Origin of the sequence: Bordetella genomosp. 13 (genome assembly GCF_002119665.1) — a bacterium.
In the GTDB taxonomy this organism is placed as follows: Bacteria; Pseudomonadota; Gammaproteobacteria; order Burkholderiales; family Burkholderiaceae_B; genus Bordetella.
The window spans coordinates 2,312,457-2,331,808 of the sequence record NZ_CP021111.1 but is presented as its reverse complement, the minus strand read 5'-3'; the positions used below and the strand labels follow the sequence as shown (position 1 = coordinate 2,331,808).

The window sequence follows — 19,352 nt, the reverse complement described above, 5'->3', positions numbered from 1 at the left end:
TACAGCTGAAGTGATGCAACAATTAGAACTTTGGCACAGGGTCATTGCCTTTAAGGCAATGGTGTTTCCTGAACGGTTCGAGCTTACGGAGCGCGGCATGATCTCCACCGCAATGCGGCATTTTCTCGAGGTGGTCCGCACGGGCTCGATCGCCGGGGCGGCGCAGCAACTGCACGTGGCGCCTTCGGCCGTCAGCCGGCAGATCGGCAAGCTCGAGGGCCTGGTGGGCGCGCCGCTGTTCGATCGCGTCCCGCGCGGCATGCGGCTGAGCGATGCGGGCCGGCAGTTGTCGGCGTATGCAAGCGCCAGCGCGCTGGAGGCGGAACGGGTCCTCACCGCCATCCGCCAGCGCAGCACGCTGGGCGAGGTGACCGTGCGCATCGCCAGCACCGAGGGCTTCGCACAGCAATTCCTTTCCCAGGCCATGGCGCGCTTCAAGCGCCTGCACGCCGGGGTGCGTTTCCACATGCACGTGGGCCATGGGGAAGAGGTCGGCAGGCGCGTGGCGGAAGGCCTGTCGCATATCGGTATCCGCTACAGCCTGGCCGTGGACCGACGCCTGGAGACGCGCACGCTCTGCGCCGCGCCGGTGTACGCCATCATGTGCAAACGCCATCCGCTGGCGACGCGCAAGTCGATCGACGTGCGCCACCTGCGCGACTATCCGCTGGCACTGGGCGATACCGACACGACCGTGCGCCAGCTGTTCGACAACTGTTGCGCCAACGTCGGCCTGCACCTGGAACCGTCGTACGTGTCCAACTACTCGGCCGCCTTCCTGCCGCTGCTGCCGGGCGATCTCATCGTGGCGCTGTCGGGCTACCTGGTGGTGCAGGGGCAGCCATATGCCCGACGCCTGGTGGCGGTGCCGTTCTCGAACCCCGAGCTGCACCAGCGCGCCATCCAGGCGCTGACGCTGCAGTCGCACCCGCCGCCGCCCATGGCAGCGGCGTTCCTGGATTTCATCAGCGTAGATCTGGCGCGCGCCGCGCGCCCCGATCCGCAGCCGCCGGTCCGCAGGCGCGCGGCAGGAAGTCGTGGGACCGCCGGCTAGGCCGCTACAGCAGTCCGAGTTCGGCCATGGACACCACCGAGTCCGCCGCCACGATCAGGTGATCGACCAGTCGTACGTCGACCAGCGCCAGCGCCTGGCGCAATCGCCGCGTCAGTTCGCGATCGGCGAGGCTGGGCTGGGCCAGTCCCGATGGATGGTTGTGCGCCAGTATCAGCGCGGCCGCATGATGGCGCAGCGCCTCGCGCACGACTTCGCGCGGATACACCGAGGCCTGCGCCAGCGTGCCGCGCGCCAGTTCGCCGCTGGCGATCAGGTTCAGGCGGTTGTCCAGGTAGAGCGCGATGCAGTGCTCGACGGTGCGGTGGCTGAGCGCGGTGCGGCAGTACAGCTTGACGTTGTCGGGGTGGCTCAGCGATGGGCGGCCGACCAGGTCTTCCTCGATGGCGCGGCGTGCCAGCTCGAGCACGGCGGCCAGCGCGCAGGCCTTGGCCGCGCCCAGGCCCGGCTCGTTGCGCAGTTCCGCCGGGGTGGCGGCGAACAGCCCGCGCAGGCCGCCGAACCGCGCCATCAGCCGGCGGCCCAGCTCGACCGCGTTGACGCCCGGCGCGCCGGTGCGCAGCGCCACCGCCAGCAGCTCGGAGTCGTGCAGCGCCGCCGCGCCCTGGCGCATCAATCGTTCGCGCGGACGCTCGTGTTCGGGAAGGCTTTCGGAGAGTTTCATGTGCGCTCCGATGGGCCGGCGGGAGGCTGGTGCGCGCCCCTGGAAGGCGGCCAACATGGCGAGCGTGCGGGCAGTTTCATTTCTGGCTCTAAAATCAGGGTTTTACGATTGCCCATACGGTGGCAGATCTTGAGCGCCGCATCCTCTGAAGTGAATGTTTTGATCCGTCCGGATTCCTACCTGACCCTCCACTACCGCATCGTCCTGGCCTCGGGCCCGGCCGAGGGCTCGGTCTTCGCCGATACGTTCGACGGCCGGCCCGCCACGCTGCAGATGGGCAGCGGCCAGTGGGCGCCCGGCCTGGAGGCCGCCCTGCTGGGCCATGCCGAGGGCGAGCGCTTCAGCGTCACGCTGGCGCCGGCCGACGCCTACGGCGAGCGCAACCCGGAGCTCATCCAGCGCGTCACGCGCGCCATGCTGGCCGAGCACGCCGGCGCCGACGCCACGTTCGATCCGGGCGACCTGGTCGAATTCGCCGCGCCCAACGGCGGCCGCTATTCGGGCATCCTGAAAGAAATCAACGACCAATGGGCGCTGTTCGATTTCAACCATCCGCTGGCGGGCGCCGCCCTGCGGATCGACGTCGCCATTCTCGGAGTCCTGTGATGCAACAAGCCGTCACCGCACCCGGCGCCGAGGTCGTGCTGGCCCAGCCGCGCGGGTTCTGTGCGGGCGTGGACCGCGCCATCGACATCGTCGAGCGCGCCCTCGAACTGCATGGCGCGCCCATCTACGTGCGCCACGAAATCGTGCATAACCGCTACGTCGTGGCCGACCTGCGCGCCAAGGGCGCCGTCTTCATCGATGAACTCGAAGACGCGCCTTCCGGCGCCATCGTGGTGTTCTCGGCGCACGGCGTGTCCAAGGCCGTGCGCGCCGAGGCCGAGCAGCGCGGCCAGCGTGTGTTCGACGCCACGTGCCCGCTGGTCACGAAGGTGCACATCGAGGTCGCGCGCATGCGCGCCGCCGGCCGCGAAATCGTGATGATCGGCCACAAGGGCCACCCCGAGGTCGAGGGCACCCTGGGCCAGGCGGACGGCGGCGGCATGTACCTGGTGGAAACGGTTGAAGACGTGGCCGCCCTGCAGGTGCGCGACCCCGACAACATGGCCTACGTCACGCAGACCACCTTGTCGGTGGATGACGCGGCCGCGGTCGCCGCGGCGCTGAAGGCGCGCTTCCCGTCCATCGCCGAGCCCAAGAAAAGCGACATCTGCTATGCCACGCAGAACCGCCAGGACGCGGTCAAGGTCATGGCGCCCGACTGCGACCTGGTGCTGGTCGTGGGCAGCCCCAACAGCTCCAACTCGAACCGCCTGCGCGAAGTGGCCGAGCGGCGCGGCGCGGCGGCCTACCTGGTCGACGGCGCCGACGCCATCGATCCGGCCTGGCTGCACGGTCGCCAGCGCATCGGCATCACCGCGGGCGCGTCGGCGCCCGAGGTCCTGGTGCAGCAGGTGATCGAGCGCGTGAAAGAGCTGGGCGCCGTGTCCGTGCGTACCATGCCTGGCCTGGAAGAGAACGTCGCTTTCCCCCTGCCCAAGGAACTGTCGCGCAAGACGGCAGCCTCACCCGACACCCCCGCCGCCTGACGCGGCATCCAGGAGACTTCATGCAGCTGTACGGCTATTTCCGCAGTTCGGCCGCGTTTCGCGTCCGCATCGCCCTGAACCTGAAAGGGCTGGCCTACGACTACGTGCCCGTGCACCTGCTGAAGGATGGCGGTCAGCAGCTGGCGCCTGCCTATCGCAAGCTCAATCCGAACGCGCTGGTGCCGACGCTGGTCGACGGCGACCTGTCGCTGGGCCAGTCGCTGGCCATCATCGAGTACCTGGACGAGACGCATCCCCAGCCGCCGCTGCTGCCGTCGGATCCCGCCGGCCGCGCGCGCGTGCGCGCCATCGCGCAGACCCTGGCCTGCGACATTCATCCGCTGAACAACCTGCGCGTGCTGAAGTACCTGAAGCACGGGCTCAAGGTGGACGAAGACGCCAAGAACGGGTGGTACCGCCACTGGATCGACGTGGGACTGACAGGCTTGGAAGAGATGCTGGCCGGCTCGCCCCAGACCGGACGTTATTGCCATGGCGATACGCCCACGCTGGCCGACCTGTGCCTGGTTCCGCAGATGTTCAACGCGCGCCGTTTCGATTGCGACCTGTCGGCCTTCCCCACGCTGACGCGCATCGACGCCGCATGCCGCGAACTGCCGGCGTTCGAGGCCGCCGAACCGCAGAACCAGCCGGACGCGGAGTAGGGGGACGAGGCTGGCCCATGACGGCCTTCACGGGTCAAGTCATGGGTTTAAGTCGCGGCTGAGCCGGCCGGCGCCGGCAGCCCTACGCGCCACGCACGCCGAAAGAGCTGTCGCGACAAAAAGCAAAAAGGGCAACCCATGCGGGTTGCCCTTTTCACGTCAATCGACTGGTGCCGGCAATAGGAGTCGAACCTACGACCTTCGCATTACGAATGCGCTGCTCTACCAACTGAGCTATGCCGGCAGCAAAGACAGCTATCTTACCAGAGATTTCCGATTGCCGTAAAGCGGGGGCAGAGCAACTTGCCGATTTGCGCGATCTCAAAATCCCGTGCATAATCTCGTTTCTCTGGTCCCCGATAGCTCAGTCGGTAGAGCGACGGACTGTTAATCCGCAGGTCGCTGGTTCGAACCCAGCTCGGGGAGCCAAAAAACGCAGGGCCACGCTATGTACGGCGTGGCCTTTTGCTTTGCCCGAAGCTGTCGTAAAGGCGGTGCATGGATCGATGCATCGCTGTCGCCCGCGCGGGTCGTGTGGCCAGCGCCGTGGTCGATCCGCACGTATCCGATAATTCGAAGATGTAGGGACGACAGGAGTCTGTCGATTGTCCTGCTGCGCTGCCCGCACAACGCATGCCGCGCGTCGTCCTGCCTTGCGGTCGACGCGCGGCAAAAAGGGCAGGGCGTTCGCAGGACGCCGCGAGGGTCGTGATGGCGGCCCGTACGCTAGAGGAGAATGGCGGCGTCCATGAGTGACCGGCGCATCGCTTTGACTGTACTGACGGGCTTTCTGGGCAGCGGCAAGACGACGCTGCTCAATCGCCTGGTGCGCGAGCCGGCCTATGCCGGCGCCGCGGTCATTGTCAACGAGTTCGGCGACATCGGCGTGGATCATCACCTGGTGCGCGCGGTGGACGGCGGTATCGTGCTGCTGGAAGGCGGCTGCATCTGCTGCTCGGCCAGCGGCGGCCTGGCCGACACCTTGCGCGATCTGTTCATGCTGGCGCTGCGCCGGCAGATCCGCGCCTTCAGTCACGTGCTGGTCGAGACGACTGGCCTGGCCAGTCCCGCGGCGATCATGTTCACCTTGCGGCACGACGCCTTTCTGGCCGAGCGTTTCGTCTATCGCGGGTCGATTACGGTGGCCGATGTGCAGCACGTGGCCGTGCAACTGCGCACGCAACCCGAAGCGGCACAGCAGATTGCGCTGGCGGACGTGGTGGCTTTCAGCAAGGCGGACCTGTGCAGTCCGGCGCAGGTCGAGGCTGCCCGTCGCGAAGTCGCCCTGGCCAATCCCGCCGTGGCCACGTGCGTGCTGGGACGCGGCCAGCCGCTGGACGAGCTGTTGCTGCATGTGCAGCGCCCCGAGGGGCGCGAGCGGGTCATGCGCATGGGGCGCTGGCTGGGCGCGTTCGGCGCCTCGCAGGGCGAGCGGCACCCGGCTCTGACGCATTTTTCGCTGGTGCTGTCCACGCCGATCAGCCGAGGCGCATTCCTGGCCGGGATGCACGACGTGCAGGCCAAGTACGACCAGGGCCTGTTGCGCGTGAAAGGATTGATCTGCTTCGAAGGCGAGACGCTGCCTTGTGCGGTGCACGGCGTGCATCGCCAGCTCTATCCCTTGGAAATGCTGCCCGATTGGCCGAGCGACAGCCGGGACTCCAGCCTGGTGTTCCTGGTGCGCGGCCATGACCGTGCCGAGGTGATGGCGACGGTGCGGCGTGCGCTGCGCCAGCCCCAACCATAGACCGTGGCGGGCGAGTGCCGGCGTTGCCCTATCCGTACTTTCCGCGGCACACGCGATGTGGGTATAATTGACATGTCTGACGCCAATTCGGGTCGTGGCAGATCGCCGCGACTAGACCAGGCGCCCGGCCATGCCAAACCGAACCGGCGCCGTATGCGCGGCGCCCCAAGGTTCGCAGTGGCGTCCGGGGCGGTCGAGCGAATCGGCGATGCCGACCCCGTTGCCTGCGGCGCAGGCGCTGGCCCGATCAGGGCATGCGGGAAACGGCGCTTGTCGTCCTAAAAACTTCTAAGAATCGTCAAGGCGGGCGCGCATTTTCGATATGCGCGCAAGGCCGGGCCTCATCCGGGCCGTGCGTGTTGCGTCGACTGGCTGTCGTGCCGGGCGGACTCCGCGGGTCGGCGGTTCTCGGCGATTCAGTTCATTGCTGCTGCTGGTCTGGCATCCCATGGCCGCCTCCACACGAGGCTTGCCGATGTCGGCCGCATGGCGTTTGGGGCGGGTAGGGGTAGGTCCAGCCTCATGTCAACAACAGGAAGTCAGTGTTTTCTACGTCCTTCGATGCCGTACGGCATGACATCGCAATAGTGCGTCCGCCCTGTGTGGCCGTGCAATGCGCGGTGTCGGGCATGGGTCGGGGTGTGCCGCGGGCCGCCGCGGCGCGTGCGCCCATGGCCGCGGCACGGGTGGGCGAAGCCTTGCCGATCGACGTGCGCAAGGCGCCAATGAAAAAGGCCCGGCGCGATGGCCAGGCCTTGATATCTGGTTGCGGGGGCAGGATTTGAACCTACGACCTTCGGGTTATGAGCCCGACGAGCTGCCAGACTGCTCCACCCCGCGTCTGAGAACAGAATATTAATCTTGATCCGAATTTCTCGCAAGTTGGCCAATTTCACATTGAATATCGATGAACGATAGCGAGGCACTTCTGGTGCTGGAGACGGCGCTGCTGTGCGCGTCCCAGCCCATGCAACCGGCCGAGATGCGCAAGCTCTTCGGCGAGGATCCGGAGATCGACAACGCGAGGTTGCGGCAGTGGCTGGAAACGTTGCAGGGGCAGTGGGCCGATCGCGGCCTGGAGCTGGTGCAACTTGCCTCGGGCTGGCGCTTCCAGAGCCGTCCGTCCATGCAGCGCTATCTCGAACGGCTCAATCCCGAGAAGCCGCCCAAATATTCCCGGGCCGTGCTCGAGACGCTGGCCATCGTGGCGTGGCGCCAGCCGGTCACGCGGGGCGACATCGAGGACATCCGCGGCGTCACGGTGTCGTCGCAGATCGTCAAGGTGCTGGAAGACCGCGGCTGGATCGAAGTGATCGGCCATCGCGACGCGCCGGGCCGGCCCGCGCTGTTCGGCACGACGCGGCAGTTCCTGGACGACCTGGGCCTGCGCGCTCTGGACGAGTTGCCGGCGCTGGAGTCCACCGATGCGGTCGCGGTGCTGGCCGGCCTGGACCTGGGCGGCGCCACTGTCGAGATCGCCGCGAACGCCGTCCAGACCGAGGACGGCGCGACGCCGGGCGAGATTGCCGATGCCGGCGAGCCGGCCGCGGTGGAGGATGAAGTCCAGGCGCCCGCGCCCGACGCGGGCATGCCGGTCGAGCCGCCCGCCGACGCGGAGGCCCCCGTCCCGCAGGCGGCGGAAGTGGCGGTCGAAGGAACGAATTCCGAAGACATGCGCTCCAACGAAGAAACGAGCGAAGAACAAAATGCCGGCGCACGCGCCGCCGAGCCGATGCCCGATGGCCCGGCCGGCATGCCGGCCTCCGCCGATGTCCTGCCGCCGGCGGGCCCCGACCATCCGCCCGCGGCCCTCGACACATCCGACGAACCCGACGAATCGATGCAATTGGCTGCCGGGGGCGTCACCCCGGAGCCCTTGCCCGACATTCCACCCGAGGTGACGCCGATCCACGGCGATGACATCCGGCGTCCCGACGCGTCTCCGGAAATTCAGCCGGACCCGCGCCAACCCGAAATCATGCCGGCTGATCTCGATCCCGAGATCGTGCCGCCCGCGCCGAGCGAGATCCCCCGCGATCCGTCCGGCCCCGACCAAGACGACGTGCCCGCCCCAGGCAGGCCTCCCAAAGTTTGATCATTCGGAGCTGTCTCAGTGACAACTGATACCAAGACACAAGAAGACACTTCCTTCCCGCGCGAAGAGACTTCCTTTTCTTCCGTTGCGACGCCGGACGCGCAGCAGAGTGCCGTGCCGGCCGCCGCGGAATCCGCGCCGCGCGAAGGGGGCGAGTCCGCCGAGCCCGCCGAGGGGCGCGCCCGCGGCCGCAAGCTGCGCACGCCTTTCCGACGCCGTCGCGGCGACGCGGCCGGCGCGGCCCAGGCCGGCGCCACTGCCGAAACCGCGGGCGCCGCGGCGGCCGAATCCCCCGCGGCCGAGGCCGCTGCCGAGCAGCCGGACGTCGATCCTCGTGTGATCGAGCGCGAAACCGAGCTGGCGCTGGCCTATCTGGAATCGGATGCGCGCACCGAGCAGCGCCTGGGCAAGTACCTGAACAGCGAAGCGGTGATGCCGAAGCTGCACAAGGTGCTGGCCGATGCCGGCATCGGTTCGCGCCGCGAGATGGAAGAGCTGATCGTGGCCGGGCGGGTGTCCGTCAACGGCGAGCCGGCCCACATCGGCCAGCGCGTGGGCCCCAATGACCAGGTGCGCGTGAATGGCAAGCCCATCACCCGGCCCAACGCCAAGAAGCCGCCGCGCGTGATCCTGTACCACAAGCCCGCGGGCGAGATCGTCAGTCATGACGACCCCGGCGGCCGCGCCAGCGTATTCGCGCGCCTGCCGAAGCTGCGCACCGGCAAATGGCTGTCGGTCGGCCGCCTCGACCTCAATACCGAGGGTCTGCTGATCTTCACTACCTCGGGCGACATGGCCAACCGCATCATGCATCCGCGCTACGGCACCGAGCGCGAGTACGCCGTGCGCGTGCTGGGCGAGATGGACGAGGCCCAGCGCCAGTCGCTGGTGGACGGCATCGACCTCGAGGATGGCAAGGCCGCCTTCGGCGCCCTGGATTATCTGGGCGGCGACGGTAGCAACCGCTGGTATCGCGTCACGCTGCAGGAAGGCCGCAACCGCGAGGTGCGGCGCATGTTCGAGGCGGTGGGCGTGACGGTCAGCCGCCTCATCCGCACCCGCTTCGGCGATATCGTGCTGCCGCGCAATCTGCGCCGCGGCCGCTGGGAAGAAGTCGAAGGCTCGCTGGTCAGCGCGCTGATGGTGCAGCTGGGATTGCTGCGCGATGGCGACGAAGGCGAAGGCCGCCGCCGCTCGAAGCAGCCGCAGTCGCACGACAGCGCCTTGCCGCCGGGCTTCGGCACGCTGGAGCGCAACGGCATGAACGGCGCCCGCATCGGCCGCCGCGGCAAGCTGCAAGGCGGCCGCGCGGGCAGTCCGGGCACCGCGCAGGCGTATCCGTCCGACCCTTTCGGTACCGGCCTGATGATCACCGGCGGCTATGCCAACGGCCATCCGCTGGGTAACGAGGGCGGGCGCAAGTCCGGCGGCAAGCCGGGCAACAAGCCGGCCGGCGTCGGCAAGGCGCCGGGCGGCAATGGCGCCGGCAAGCCCAAGGCTGGCGGCGGCAAGTCGCGCGGCCAGGGCGCGGCGCGCAAGCAGGCGGCGGGGCAGGGCGCCCGTCCCGGCGCACCCAAGGCTGCCGGTGCTCCGAAGGCTGCCGGCGCTCCCAAGGCGGCGGGCTCGCCCCGCGCGGCGGGCGCCGGCAAGGCGGCCGGCCCTCGCGGCCCGAAGCACGAAGGCGCCGCGCGCGCAGCCGCTTCCGGCAACAAGGCGCCCGCCAAGGCGCGCGCGCGCAAGTCCGGCGGCGCGGGCAATGGGGGCGGCGGTCCCCGTGGCGACGATTGGCAACCGCGCGGCGCCGCGGCGCACGAATCCCGCCTGGGATTTCTGGGCGGACGCAGCCGCGGCGGTCGCTGAATCGCTTCGGCATGCAGCCCGTTGCCGGAATCGGCAGCGGGCCAGGCAATTAACTGGTTTATCTGGTAAAATCAATGGTTTTCATGGCGCCAGCATGAACGCGGAATGTGGTTTTGTCCCCAGTTGCCGCGCCATTGATAATGCATAGACACAAGCCCGACACAAGCCCGAGCCTGGCACGGCGCCTACGCAAGTTGGTGCGGCCGGGCTTTCGAGCAGGGCTGCTGGGATACGGTGGGCTGGGCGTGCAGCCCATTTTTTTTGAGCGTAATGGCTGATTTATTCGCATTGACCGAAGAGGCACTGGCCGGCATGGACGTCGAACTCGTCGACGTCGAGCGCGCGGCCATGGGCCTTTTGCGCGTCACGATCGACAAGGTCGACGGCGTGCGCATCGAAGACTGCGAGCAGGTCTCGCGGCATCTGTCGCGCGTGTACGAAGTCGAGAACATCGACTACCGGCGCCTCGAGGTGGGTTCGCCGGGCGTCGATCGTCCGCTGCGCACCGAGGCCGAGTTCCTGCGTTTCGCGGGCCAGCGTGTCGAGATCAAGCTGCGCGAGGCCATCGACGGTCGCAAGGTATTCACCGGGACGCTGCGCGGGCCCGATGCGCCGGCCTCGGAGGCGCCGCAAGGCGCCGACCCGGCCATCCAGGCCACCCGCACTACATTCGGTCTCGAATTCGAGGCAAAGAAGGACGATATCCAAGTTCTGAGCTTCACGCTCGATGACATCGAGCGCGCCAAGCTGGATCCCGTTCTGGATTTCAAGGGCAAAAAGCGATGAGTCGCGAAATTCTTCTGTTGGTCGATGCTTTGGCGCGTGAAAAGAACGTCACGCGCGACACCGTGTTCGGTGCGCTGGAGGGCGCGCTGGCCTCGGCCATGAAAAAGCGCTTCAAGGAAGACGCCGACATCCGCGTCTCCATCGACCGCGAGACCGGCAGCCACGAAGGCTTTCGCCGCTGGCTGGTGGTGCCAGACGAGGCCGGCCTGCAAGAGCCCGACAAGCAGGAACTGCTGTCCGAAGCCCGCGAGCTGCTGCCCAACATCGAGGTCGGCGAATACATCGAGGAACCGCTCGAGCCGGTCGAGTTCGGCCGCATCGGCGCGCAGGCCGCCAAGCAGGCCATCCTGCAGAAGATCCGCGACGCCGAGCGCGAGCAGGTGCTCAACGACTTCCTCGATCGTGGCGAGACCATCGTGTCCGGCACCATCAAGCGCATGGACAAGGGCGACTGCATCATCGAAACGGGCAAGATCGAGGCGCGCCTGCCGCGCACCGAAATGATCCCGAAGGAAAACCTGCGCATCGGCGACCGGGTGCGCGCGTTCGTGCTGCGCGTCGACCATGCCGCGCGGGGCCAGCAGGTCATCCTGTCGCGCACCTCGCCCGAGTTCATCCGCCAGCTCTTCGAGAACGAAGTGCCCGAGATCGAGCAGGGCCTGCTCGAGATCAAGGCCGCGGCCCGCGACCCCGGCGTACGCGCCAAGATCGCCGTGATCGCGTACGATAAGCGTATCGATCCCATCGGCACCTGCGTCGGCATGCGCGGTTCGCGCGTCACCGCGGTGCGCAACGAGCTCGGCGGCGAGCAGGTCGATATCGTGCTGTGGTCCGAAGACCCGGCCCAGTTCGTCATCGGCGCACTGGCTCCGGCCAACGTCGAATCCATCGTGGTCGATGAAGACCGGCACGCGATGGACGTCGTGGTCGACGAGGAAAATCTGCCCAAGGCCATCGGCGCCAAGGGCCAGAACGTGCGCCTGGCGTCGGAACTGACCGGTTGGCAGATCAACATCATGACGCCGGAAGAAAGCCTCAGCCGCCAGGAAACCGAGCGTACCTCGCTGCGCGTCACCTTCATGAGCAAGCTCGACGTGGACGAGGAAGTCGCCGACATCCTCATCGACGAAGGCTTCACCGGCATCGAGGAAATCGCCTACGTGCCCATGCAGGAACTGCTGGAGATCGAGGCATTCGACGAAGACACCATCAACGAGTTGCGCGCTCGCGCCCGCAACGCGCTGCTGACCGAAGCCATCGCCCAGGAAGAGCGTCTGGAAACGGCGCAGGATCTGTTGACGCTGGAAGGCATGACGCCCGAACTGGCCGCCCGGCTGGCCGAACGGCAGGTGCATACGCGTGACGACCTGGCCGAACTGGCCACGGATGAGTTGGCCGAGATCTCCGGCTTGGACGAACAGCAGGCCAGCGAGCTCATCATGCGCGCCCGTGCCCACTGGTTCGACGAAGAATGATCATGGACTTCGATGCCCACCCGGCCCGCCAAGCCTGCCGCGCATTCGTGACCATGAGATAGATACAGCAATATAGGGAAGAGAGCCTAATGTCGAGTAATACCGTCGCGCAGTTCGCCACAGAGTTGAAGATGCCCGCCAACGTGCTGCTGGAGCAGCTGCGTTCGGCTGGCGTTGACCTCAAAACGGTGGACGACGCGGTCACTGACAGCGACAAGGCGAAATTGCTCGATTCGCTTCGCCGCGCGCATGGCGGCAGCGAGGGCAAGAAGATCACGCTGACTCGCCGCCAGACCTCCGAGATCCGCCAGGCCGACGCTACCGGCCGTTCGCGTACGATCCAGGTCGAGGTGCGCAAGAAGCGCGTGTTCGTCAAGCGCGATCCGTCCGAGCTCGCGGCCGAGCAAGCTGCCGCGCGCGCCGAGGACGAGGCCGCGGTCCAGGCCGCCGTCGAGGCGGCCCCCGCGGCCGCCGAGCCGGTCGTGGCCGAGGCGCCCGTCGCTGCCGCGCCCGCCGAGCGCCAGCCCGAAGCCGCGGTCGAGGCCGCACCGGCGCCGGCCGAGCCCGCGGCCGCCGAGCCGGCTCCCCAGCCCGAACCCCAGGCATCCGAAGCTCCCGCCGCGGCGCCCGAGCCCGCCCCTGTGGCGGCCGAGCCCGTTGCCGAGGCTCCCGCTGCTCCGGCCGCTGAGGCCGAACCCGAATCGACGACGCCCGCCGAGGCGCCTGCCGCCACGCCGGCCCAGGCCGACATCCCGAATGAACCCGCGACCACGCCCGCCGATGAACAAGCCGGGTCGGAACCCTTAGTGCAAGCCCAGACTGAAACGCCCCCCAAGGCTGCCGTGCCGGCCGCCCAACCCGCCGCTCCCGCTGCCCAACCCGCCCGTGCCGGCCGTCCCGACCTGCGCCGCGGTCCGCCTCCCGTGGCCGCTTCGGTGTCCGACCGCGGCCGCGACGAAGCGCGCCGTGCCGCCGAGGCCGAGGCCGCCGCGCTGCGCGAGATGCTGAACCGGCCGCGCAAGGTGCTGCGCGCGCCCGAGCCCGAGCAGCCCGCCGCCAACAACGCGGCGCTGTCCGGCACGCTGCACAAGCCGGCCGCCAAGCCTGGCGCCCCCGGCGCTGCCGCGTCCGGGCCCAAGAAAGACGCGAACAAGCCCGGCGCGCCCGGCACCAAGAAGACGATCAAGACAGCCGAGGTGGCTTCCACCTGGACCGACGACTCGTCGCGCAAGAAGCCGGCCGAGAAGTCCGCCGCGCCCACGCGCGATGGCTGGCGTGCCGGCGGCAAGGGCGGCAAGAGCTCCCGCGGCGGCCGCAACCAGCAGGCCGATCGCCGCCACGAGCCGGCCGCGCAGGAATTCATCGCCCGCGAAATCCACGTGCCCGAGACCATCAGCGTGGCCGACCTGGCTCACAAGATGTCCGTCAAGGCGGCCGAGGTCATCAAGCAGTTGATGAAGCTGGGCCAGATGGTCACCATCAACCAGGTGCTCGACCAGGAAACCGCCATGATCGTGGTCGAAGAGCTCGGCCACGTTGCGATCGCGGCCAAGCTGGACGATCCCGAGGCGTTCCTCGACCTGGCGCCCGCCGCCTCCGAGGCCGAACTGGCGCCGCGCGCTCCCGTGGTCACCGTCATGGGCCACGTCGACCACGGCAAGACCTCGCTGCTGGACTACATCCGCCGCGCCAAGGTCGCCGCGGGCGAGGCCGGCGGCATCACGCAGCACATCGGCGCCTACCACGTCGAAACCGACCGCGGCATGGTCACCTTCCTGGATACCCCGGGCCACGAGGCGTTCACCGCCATGCGTGCGCGCGGCGCCAAGGCCACCGACATCGTCATCCTCGTGGTGGCGGCGGATGACGGCGTGATGCCGCAGACGCGCGAGGCCATCCACCATGCCAAGGCCGCCGGCGTACCGCTGGTGGTCGCGGTCAACAAGATCGACAAGCCCGAAGCCAACCCCGAGCGCGTCAAGCAGGAACTGGTGGCCGAGCAGGTGGTGCCCGAAGAGTACGGCGGCGACGTGCCGTTCGTGCCCGTGTCGGCCAAGACCGGCGCCGGCATCGACGATCTGCTCGAGAACGTGCTGCTGCAGGCCGAAATCCTCGAGCTCAAGGCGCAGGTCGACGCGCCCGCCAAGGGCCTGGTCATCGAAGCCCGCCTCGACAAGGGCCGCGGTCCCGTGGCCACCATCCTGGTGCAGTCTGGCACGCTCAAGCGCGGCGACGTGGTGCTGGCTGGCGCCAGCTACGGCCGCGTGCGCGCCATGCTCGACGAGAACGCCAAGCAGATCCAGACGGCCGGTCCGTCCATCCCCGTCGAGATCCAGGGCCTGACCGAAGTGCCGGCCGCCGGCGACGAACTGATGGTGTTGTCCGACGAACGCAAGGCGCGCGAAATCGCGCTGTTCCGCCAGGGCAAGTTCCGCGACGTCAAGCTGGCGCGTCAGCAGGCCGCCAAGCTCGAGTCCATGTTCGAGAACATGGGCGAGGGCACCCAGCAGACGCTGCCGCTCATCGTCAAGACCGACGTGCAGGGTTCGCAGGAAGCGCTGGTGGCCTCGCTTACCAAGCTCTCCACCGACGAGGTGCGGGTGCAGGTGGTGCATGCGGCCGTCGGCGGCATTTCCGAAAGCGACGTCAACCTGGCCATCGCCTCCAACGCCGTGGTCATCGGCTTCAACGTGCGTGCCGACCAAAGCACCAAGAAGCTGGCCGAGTCCAACGGCATCGACCTGCGCTACTACAACATCATCTACGACGCCGTGGATGAGGTGAAGGCGGCCATGTCGGGCATGCTGGCGCCCGAGAAGAAGGAAGAGATCATCGGCCTGGTCGAGATCCGCGAGGTCTACAGCATCTCGCGTATCGGCAACATCGCGGGCTGCATGGTGCTCGACGGCCTGGTGCGCCGCGATTCGCAGGTGCGCCTGCTGCGCAACAACGTGGTCCAGTGGACCGGCCACCTCGATTCGCTGCGCCGCTTCAAGGACGACGTGCGCGAGGTCAAGTCGGGCTTCGATTGCGGTCTCACGCTGCGCGGCAACAACGACATCCAGGTGGGCGACCAGCTGGAAGTGTTCGAGATCAAGGAGATCGCGCGCACGCTGTAAGCGCGCGGACGCTGTCCTCCCATGAGCCGTCACAAGTCCAAGTCCATCCCCGGCCGCAACCTGCGGCTGGCCGACCAGATCCAGAAGGATCTGGCCGGCCTGATCCAGCGCGAGATCGACATGTCCCGCGCCGGACTCATCACGCTGTCGGGCGTGGAACTGTCGGCCGACTACGCCCACGCCAAGGTGCATTTCACCGTGCTGGGCGCCGAGCCGGACGCCGCCGCCGCGCTTCTGAACGAGAAGGCGGGCTGGCTGCACTCGCAGCTGTACAAGCTGCTGCACATCCATACCGTACCGACGCTGCGCTTCTACCACGATCCCCAGATCGAACGCGGCATCGAAATGTCGTCCCTGATAGACCGCGCCAACCGCGGCGGTCCGGTGCTGGACGAACCCGACGAGCCTGAAGACAAGCCCTGACGGGCTGTCGTCGCTTTTTTTCCGGATTCCGACGATGGCCAAACGACGCGGGCTCGCGCTCGATGGTGTGTTGCTGCTCGACAAGCCCGTGGGCCTGTCCAGCAACCACGCCCTGCAGCGCGCCAAACGCACGGTGGACGCGGCCAAGGCCGGCCATACCGGTACGCTCGACCCCTTCGCCACCGGCCTGCTGGTGTGCTGCATGGGCCGGGCGACCAAGATTTCCGGCGCCATGCTGGACGCCGACAAGACCTACCTCGCCACGCTGCAGTTCGGCGAGGAAACCGATTCCGGCGACCTGACCGGCATCGTCACCGCCCAGGCCGGGCCCGATTTCACGGGCGTGGACGAGGCGGTGTTGCGCGTCGTGTTGTCACGTTTCCAGGGCACCATCGAGCAGATTCCGCCGATGTATTCTGCCCTGAAGCGCGACGGCAAGCCGCTGTACCAGTACGCCCGCGCGGGCATCGAACTCGATCGTCCGCCGCGGCAGGTCACGATCCACAGGATCGAGCTGCTGGAGTGCTCCGGCCGGCAGGCCGTGGTCGAGGTGGCCTGCAGCAAGGGTACCTACATCCGGACGCTGGCCCAGGATATCGGGCGCGCGCTGGGCTGTTTCGCTCACCTGGCGGCGCTGCGGCGCACGCACGCCGGGCCATTCTCCCTGGACCGCGCCGTCACGCTGGAGGCCCTGCAAGGGCTGCCGGACCCCAAGCAGGCACTGCTTGGCTTGAACGAATTGCCGGCGGGCCTGCTGCCCGCCACTCGAACTTAAAGGACTCGCTATGACTCGCGCCTTGCGCAACGTCGCCATCATTGCCCACGTGGACCACGGCAAGACCACGCTGGTCGACCAACTGCTGCGCCAATCGGGCACCTTCCGCGAAAACCAGGCGGTGGCCGAACGGGTCATGGACTCGAACGACCTGGAAAAGGAACGCGGCATCACCATCCTGGCCAAGAACTGCGCCGTCGAATACGAGGGCACGCACATCAACATCGTCGACACCCCGGGACACGCGGACTTCGGCGGCGAGGTCGAGCGCGTGCTGTCCATGGTCGACGGCGTGCTGCTGCTGGTCGACGCGGTCGAAGGCCCCATGCCGCAGACCATCTTCGTCACGCGCAAGGCGCTGGCGCTGGGCTTGAAGCCCATCGTGGTGGTCAACAAGATCGACCGTCCGGGCGCGCGCCCCGACTTCGTCATCAACGCCACCTTCGAACTGTTCGACAAGCTGGGCGCCACGGAAGAGCAGCTCGACTTCCCGGTGATCTACGCCTCGGGCCTGTCGGGCTACGCCGGACTGACGGACGACGTGCGCGAAGGCGACATGCGTCCGCTGTTCGAAGCCATCCTGAAGCACGTGCCGCAGCGCGACGACGACCCCAACGGTCCGCTGCAGATGCAGATCATCTCGCTGGACTACAACAGCTACGTCGGCAAGATCGGCGTGGGCCGCATCAACCGCGGCCGCATGCGTCCCGGCATGGACGTGGCCTTCCGCTTCGGTCCCGACTCGGCGCCCCAGCGCGGCCGCATCAACCAGGTGCTGAAGTTCAGCGGCCTGGAGCGCGTGGTGGTCGATGAAGCCGAAGCCGGCGACATCGTGCTGATCAACGGCATCGAAGACCTGAACATCGGTACCACGGTCACCGATCCGGCCACGCCCGAGGCGCTGCCCGTGCTGCGCATCGACGAGCCCACGCTGACCATGAACTTCATGGTCAACACCTCGCCGCTGGCCGGCCGCGAAGGCAAGTTCGTCACCAGCCGCCAGCTGCGCGACCGCCTGGACCGCGAGCTGAAGTCCAACGTGGCCCTGCGCGTGCGCGACACCGGCGACGACACGGTGTTCGAAGTGGCGGGCCGCGGCGAACTGCACCTGACCATCCTGCTGGAAACCATGCGCCGCGAGGGCTACGAGCTGGCCGTGTCGCGTCCGCGCGTGGTCTTCAAGGAAATCGACGGCGTGAAGTGCGAGCCCTTCGAGGCGCTGACCGTGGACGTGGAAGACGGCCACCAGGGCGGCGTGATGGAAGAGCTGGGCCGCCGCAAGGGCGACCTGCAGGACATGCAGCCTGACGGCCGCGGCCGCACCCGCCTCGAGTACATCATCCCCGCGCGCGGCCTGATCGGCTTCCAGAACGAGTTCCTGACGCTGACGCGCGGCACCGGTCTGATGAGCCACACGTTCCATGAATACGGCCCGTTGCGCGAAGGCTCGGTGGGCGAGCGCCGCAACGGCGTGCTGATCAGCCAGGACAACGGCGACGCCGTGGCCTACGCGCTGTGGAAGCTGCAGGATCGCGGCCGCATGTTCGTGAACCCCGGCGAGGCGCTGTACGAAGGCATGATCATCGGCATTCACAGCCGCGACAACGACCTGGTGGTCAACCCCATCAAGGGCAAGCAGCTGACCAACGTGCGTGCCTCGGGTACCGACGAAGCCGTGCGCCTGGTGCCGCCCATCCAGATCACGCTGGAATACGCGGTGGAATTCATCGACGACGACGAACTGGTCGAGATCACGCCGAAGTCGATCCGCCTGCGCAAGCGCCACCTGCAGGAGCACGAGCGCCGCAAGGCCGCGCGCGAAGCGTCCTGATCCTGATCCCTGCCTGGAAACGGGCAGCGACCGGACGAAGGCACCCCACGGGGTGCCTTTTTGTTAGCATGGCGCGCGGCAATCGCTTCCCTGCCGACTCACCGCCGGAATCCTCATGCGCCGACTCCTGGTCCTTGCACTGTGCGCCATCGCGCTGCATCCCGCCTGGGGAGGGGAGGCGGGCTGGCACGCCGGTGTCCTGCGCATCCCGGTGCCGGACGGCGCGGCCGGCACGTTCAACGCCGCGGTGTTCTACCCGACGCACGAAGCCGAGGCGTCCTGGCAGGCCGGGCCGTTCACCGTCAACGCGACAGCGGGCGCCCCGCCGGCGGCCGACAGGCGTTTTCCCGTCATCCTGCTTTCGCATGGGCGCCGCGGCGGGCCGCTCACGCACCGCGAACTGGCCGCCAGCCTGGCGCGCGCGGGCTTCATCGTGGCGCTGCCCACGCATGTGGGCGACGCCTCGGGGCTGCCGCTGGCGCCCACGCAGGCCCAGGTGCTGGTCGACCGTCCGCGCCAGGCTCGGGCGGCGCTCGAGGCCGTGCTGGCGCATCCCCGGCTTGCATCATCGGCGGACGCCGGCCGCATCGGCATGATCGGCTTCTCGGCGGGCGGCTATACGGCCCTGGTGCTGGCCGGCGCGCGGCCCGACTTCGCGCGGGCCGATGCCTATTGCCGGGACGCGCGGGATCCCGGCTCGTGCACGCGAGGCACCGATGCGCAACAGGCATACTCGTCCGCCCGGCCCGCGCCGCCCGACCTGACGGCCTGGCAGCCGCCGGTCGAGCCCCGTATCGGCGCGCTGGTGTTGATGGATCCGCTGGCGGTCATGTTCGGGCCTTCCGGCCTGTCAGGCGTGCGCGTGCCGACGCTGCTCTATCGTCCGGAAAGCGACGCCTACCTGGGCGCCGAGGCCAACGCGCTGGCCGTCGAACGAGGATTGCCTGCCGCGCCCGCGGTGCGCGTCGTGCCGGGCGCGCATTTCGTCTTCGTCGATCCGTGCCCGCCGGAGTTGGCCAGCGGCGAACCGCTGGTCTGCCACGACGCGCCGGGCGTGGACAGGGCTTCGATCCACAGAGAGATGAAGGCGGAGGTCGCCCGTTTCCTGCATGCCAGCCTGGCGGGGCAGCGGGACGGGCGGACGGCGCCGTAGCGGCAGGCACCGGCAAAAACGGCAGCTGTCAGGCCTGGACCACGCTGGTCCGCATACGGCGCCACGGCATGCGGCATGCTGTATGGGGCATGCCG

At 68.1% G+C, this 19,352-nt stretch carries 15 protein-coding genes and 3 tRNA genes; 15 read left to right on the top strand and 3 right to left on the bottom strand.

Annotated elements, in window-relative coordinates:
• The first annotated feature begins 97 nt into the window (after window positions 1-97).
• A complete protein-coding gene (locus CAL15_RS10540) occupies window positions 98-1,054 on the top strand; it encodes a LysR family transcriptional regulator (RefSeq protein ID WP_086081031.1) in 957 nt (318 codons plus the stop codon).
• Between the two features lie 4 nt (window positions 1,055-1,058).
• Here CAL15_RS10540 and radC read toward each other — a convergent pair whose 3' ends face one another.
• Complete coding sequence (gene radC / locus CAL15_RS10535) at window positions 1,059-1,736, bottom strand: RadC family protein (RefSeq protein WP_086078548.1); 678 nt, start codon at window positions 1,734-1,736, stop codon at window positions 1,059-1,061.
• Between the two features lie 129 nt (window positions 1,737-1,865).
• On the opposite strand from radC, the gene CAL15_RS10530 reads away from it, so the two are divergent.
• Genes CAL15_RS10530 through maiA form a run of 3 tightly spaced genes read left to right on the top strand, consistent with a single transcriptional unit; the run spans window position 1,866 to window position 3,993 of the window.
• Window positions 1,866-2,342 (top strand): FKBP-type peptidyl-prolyl cis-trans isomerase, encoded by a 477-nt coding sequence (locus tag CAL15_RS10530; RefSeq protein WP_086078547.1) that lies wholly within the window; start codon window positions 1,866-1,868, stop codon window positions 2,340-2,342.
• The gene (gene ispH / locus CAL15_RS10525) at window positions 2,342-3,328 is read left to right on the top strand and encodes a 4-hydroxy-3-methylbut-2-enyl diphosphate reductase (protein ID WP_086078546.1); all 987 of its coding nucleotides are present in this window, start codon (window positions 2,342-2,344) and stop codon (window positions 3,326-3,328) included. Before CAL15_RS10530 ends, ispH begins: the two co-directional genes overlap by 1 nt.
• A gap of 20 nt (window positions 3,329-3,348) precedes the next feature.
• Entirely contained in the window at window positions 3,349-3,993 is a 645-nt protein-coding gene (gene maiA / locus CAL15_RS10520) for a maleylacetoacetate isomerase (protein WP_086078545.1), read from the top strand.
• Window positions 3,994-4,161: 168 nt separating this feature from the next.
• Here maiA and CAL15_RS10515 read toward each other — a convergent pair.
• Window positions 4,162-4,237, bottom strand: a tRNA-Thr gene (locus tag CAL15_RS10515).
• A gap of 109 nt (window positions 4,238-4,346) precedes the next feature.
• Between CAL15_RS10515 and CAL15_RS10510 the strand changes: the two genes are divergently transcribed.
• Window positions 4,347-4,422 (top strand) — tRNA-Asn (locus tag CAL15_RS10510).
• Between the two features lie 307 nt (window positions 4,423-4,729).
• Window positions 4,730-5,740: a CobW family GTP-binding protein gene (locus CAL15_RS10505; RefSeq protein ID WP_086078544.1), complete on the top strand. Its 1,011-nt coding sequence runs from the start codon at window positions 4,730-4,732 to the stop codon at window positions 5,738-5,740.
• Window positions 5,741-6,503: 763 nt separating this feature from the next.
• Here the strand turns inward: CAL15_RS10505 and CAL15_RS10500 are convergent.
• Window positions 6,504-6,580, bottom strand: a tRNA-Met gene (locus CAL15_RS10500).
• A 67-nt stretch (window positions 6,581-6,647) separates the two neighbouring features.
• Here CAL15_RS10500 and scpB point away from each other — a divergent pair.
• The 9 genes from scpB to CAL15_RS10455 all read left to right on the top strand — a co-directional run bounded on the left by scpB (window position 6,648) and on the right by CAL15_RS10455 (window position 19,257).
• Window positions 6,648-7,835, top strand: a complete 1,188-nt coding sequence (scpB, locus tag CAL15_RS10495) for an SMC-Scp complex subunit ScpB (protein ID WP_086078543.1) — start codon at window positions 6,648-6,650, stop codon at window positions 7,833-7,835.
• An 18-nt stretch (window positions 7,836-7,853) separates the two neighbouring features.
• Window positions 7,854-9,695 (top strand): pseudouridine synthase, encoded by a 1,842-nt coding sequence (locus CAL15_RS10490; protein ID WP_086078542.1) that lies wholly within the window; start codon window positions 7,854-7,856, stop codon window positions 9,693-9,695.
• A gap of 270 nt (window positions 9,696-9,965) precedes the next feature.
• Complete coding sequence (gene rimP, locus CAL15_RS10485) at window positions 9,966-10,481, top strand: ribosome maturation factor RimP (protein ID WP_086078541.1); 516 nt, start codon at window positions 9,966-9,968, stop codon at window positions 10,479-10,481.
• Window positions 10,478-11,956: a transcription termination factor NusA gene (nusA, locus tag CAL15_RS10480; RefSeq protein ID WP_086078540.1), complete on the top strand. Its 1,479-nt coding sequence runs from the start codon at window positions 10,478-10,480 to the stop codon at window positions 11,954-11,956. The genes rimP and nusA overlap by 4 nt, the downstream gene beginning before the upstream one ends.
• 89 nt (window positions 11,957-12,045) lie before the next feature.
• Window positions 12,046-15,075, top strand: a complete 3,030-nt coding sequence (gene infB, locus CAL15_RS10475; RefSeq protein ID WP_086078539.1) for a translation initiation factor IF-2 — start codon at window positions 12,046-12,048, stop codon at window positions 15,073-15,075.
• Between the two features lie 21 nt (window positions 15,076-15,096).
• A complete protein-coding gene (gene rbfA / locus CAL15_RS10470; protein WP_086078538.1) occupies window positions 15,097-15,498 on the top strand; it encodes a 30S ribosome-binding factor RbfA in 402 nt (133 codons plus the stop codon).
• Window positions 15,499-15,532: 34 nt separating this feature from the next.
• The gene (truB, locus tag CAL15_RS10465) at window positions 15,533-16,273 is read left to right on the top strand and encodes a tRNA pseudouridine(55) synthase TruB (RefSeq protein WP_086078537.1); all 741 of its coding nucleotides are present in this window, start codon (window positions 15,533-15,535) and stop codon (window positions 16,271-16,273) included.
• A gap of 10 nt (window positions 16,274-16,283) precedes the next feature.
• The gene (gene typA / locus CAL15_RS10460) at window positions 16,284-18,104 is read left to right on the top strand and encodes a translational GTPase TypA (protein ID WP_086078536.1); all 1,821 of its coding nucleotides are present in this window, start codon (window positions 16,284-16,286) and stop codon (window positions 18,102-18,104) included.
• Window positions 18,105-18,219: 115 nt separating this feature from the next.
• The gene (locus CAL15_RS10455; protein ID WP_086078535.1) at window positions 18,220-19,257 is read left to right on the top strand and encodes an alpha/beta hydrolase family protein; all 1,038 of its coding nucleotides are present in this window, start codon (window positions 18,220-18,222) and stop codon (window positions 19,255-19,257) included.
• Window positions 19,258-19,352: the final 95 nt, after the last annotated feature.

What these genes read in the sequence shown, in the direction of transcription:
- CAL15_RS10540 (WP_086081031.1), top strand. Translation starts at nt 98, where the DNA reads ATGATCTCCACCGCAATGCGGCATTTTCTCGAGGTGGTCCGCACGGGC.
- radC (WP_086078548.1), bottom strand. Translation starts at nt 1,736, where the DNA reads ATGAAACTCTCCGAAAGCCTTCCCGAACACGAGCGTCCGCGCGAACGA.
- ispH (WP_086078546.1), top strand. Translation starts at nt 2,342, where the DNA reads ATGCAACAAGCCGTCACCGCACCCGGCGCCGAGGTCGTGCTGGCCCAG.
- maiA (WP_086078545.1), top strand. Translation starts at nt 3,349, where the DNA reads ATGCAGCTGTACGGCTATTTCCGCAGTTCGGCCGCGTTTCGCGTCCGC.
- CAL15_RS10505 (WP_086078544.1), top strand. Translation starts at nt 4,730, where the DNA reads ATGGCGGCGTCCATGAGTGACCGGCGCATCGCTTTGACTGTACTGACG.
- scpB (WP_086078543.1), top strand. Translation starts at nt 6,648, where the DNA reads ATGAACGATAGCGAGGCACTTCTGGTGCTGGAGACGGCGCTGCTGTGC.
- rimP (WP_086078541.1), top strand. Translation starts at nt 9,966, where the DNA reads ATGGCTGATTTATTCGCATTGACCGAAGAGGCACTGGCCGGCATGGAC.
- nusA (WP_086078540.1), top strand. Translation starts at nt 10,478, where the DNA reads ATGAGTCGCGAAATTCTTCTGTTGGTCGATGCTTTGGCGCGTGAAAAG.
- infB (WP_086078539.1), top strand. Translation starts at nt 12,046, where the DNA reads ATGTCGAGTAATACCGTCGCGCAGTTCGCCACAGAGTTGAAGATGCCC.
- rbfA (WP_086078538.1), top strand. Translation starts at nt 15,097, where the DNA reads ATGAGCCGTCACAAGTCCAAGTCCATCCCCGGCCGCAACCTGCGGCTG.
- truB (WP_086078537.1), top strand. Translation starts at nt 15,533, where the DNA reads ATGGCCAAACGACGCGGGCTCGCGCTCGATGGTGTGTTGCTGCTCGAC.
- typA (WP_086078536.1), top strand. Translation starts at nt 16,284, where the DNA reads ATGACTCGCGCCTTGCGCAACGTCGCCATCATTGCCCACGTGGACCAC.
- CAL15_RS10455 (WP_086078535.1), top strand. Translation starts at nt 18,220, where the DNA reads ATGCGCCGACTCCTGGTCCTTGCACTGTGCGCCATCGCGCTGCATCCC.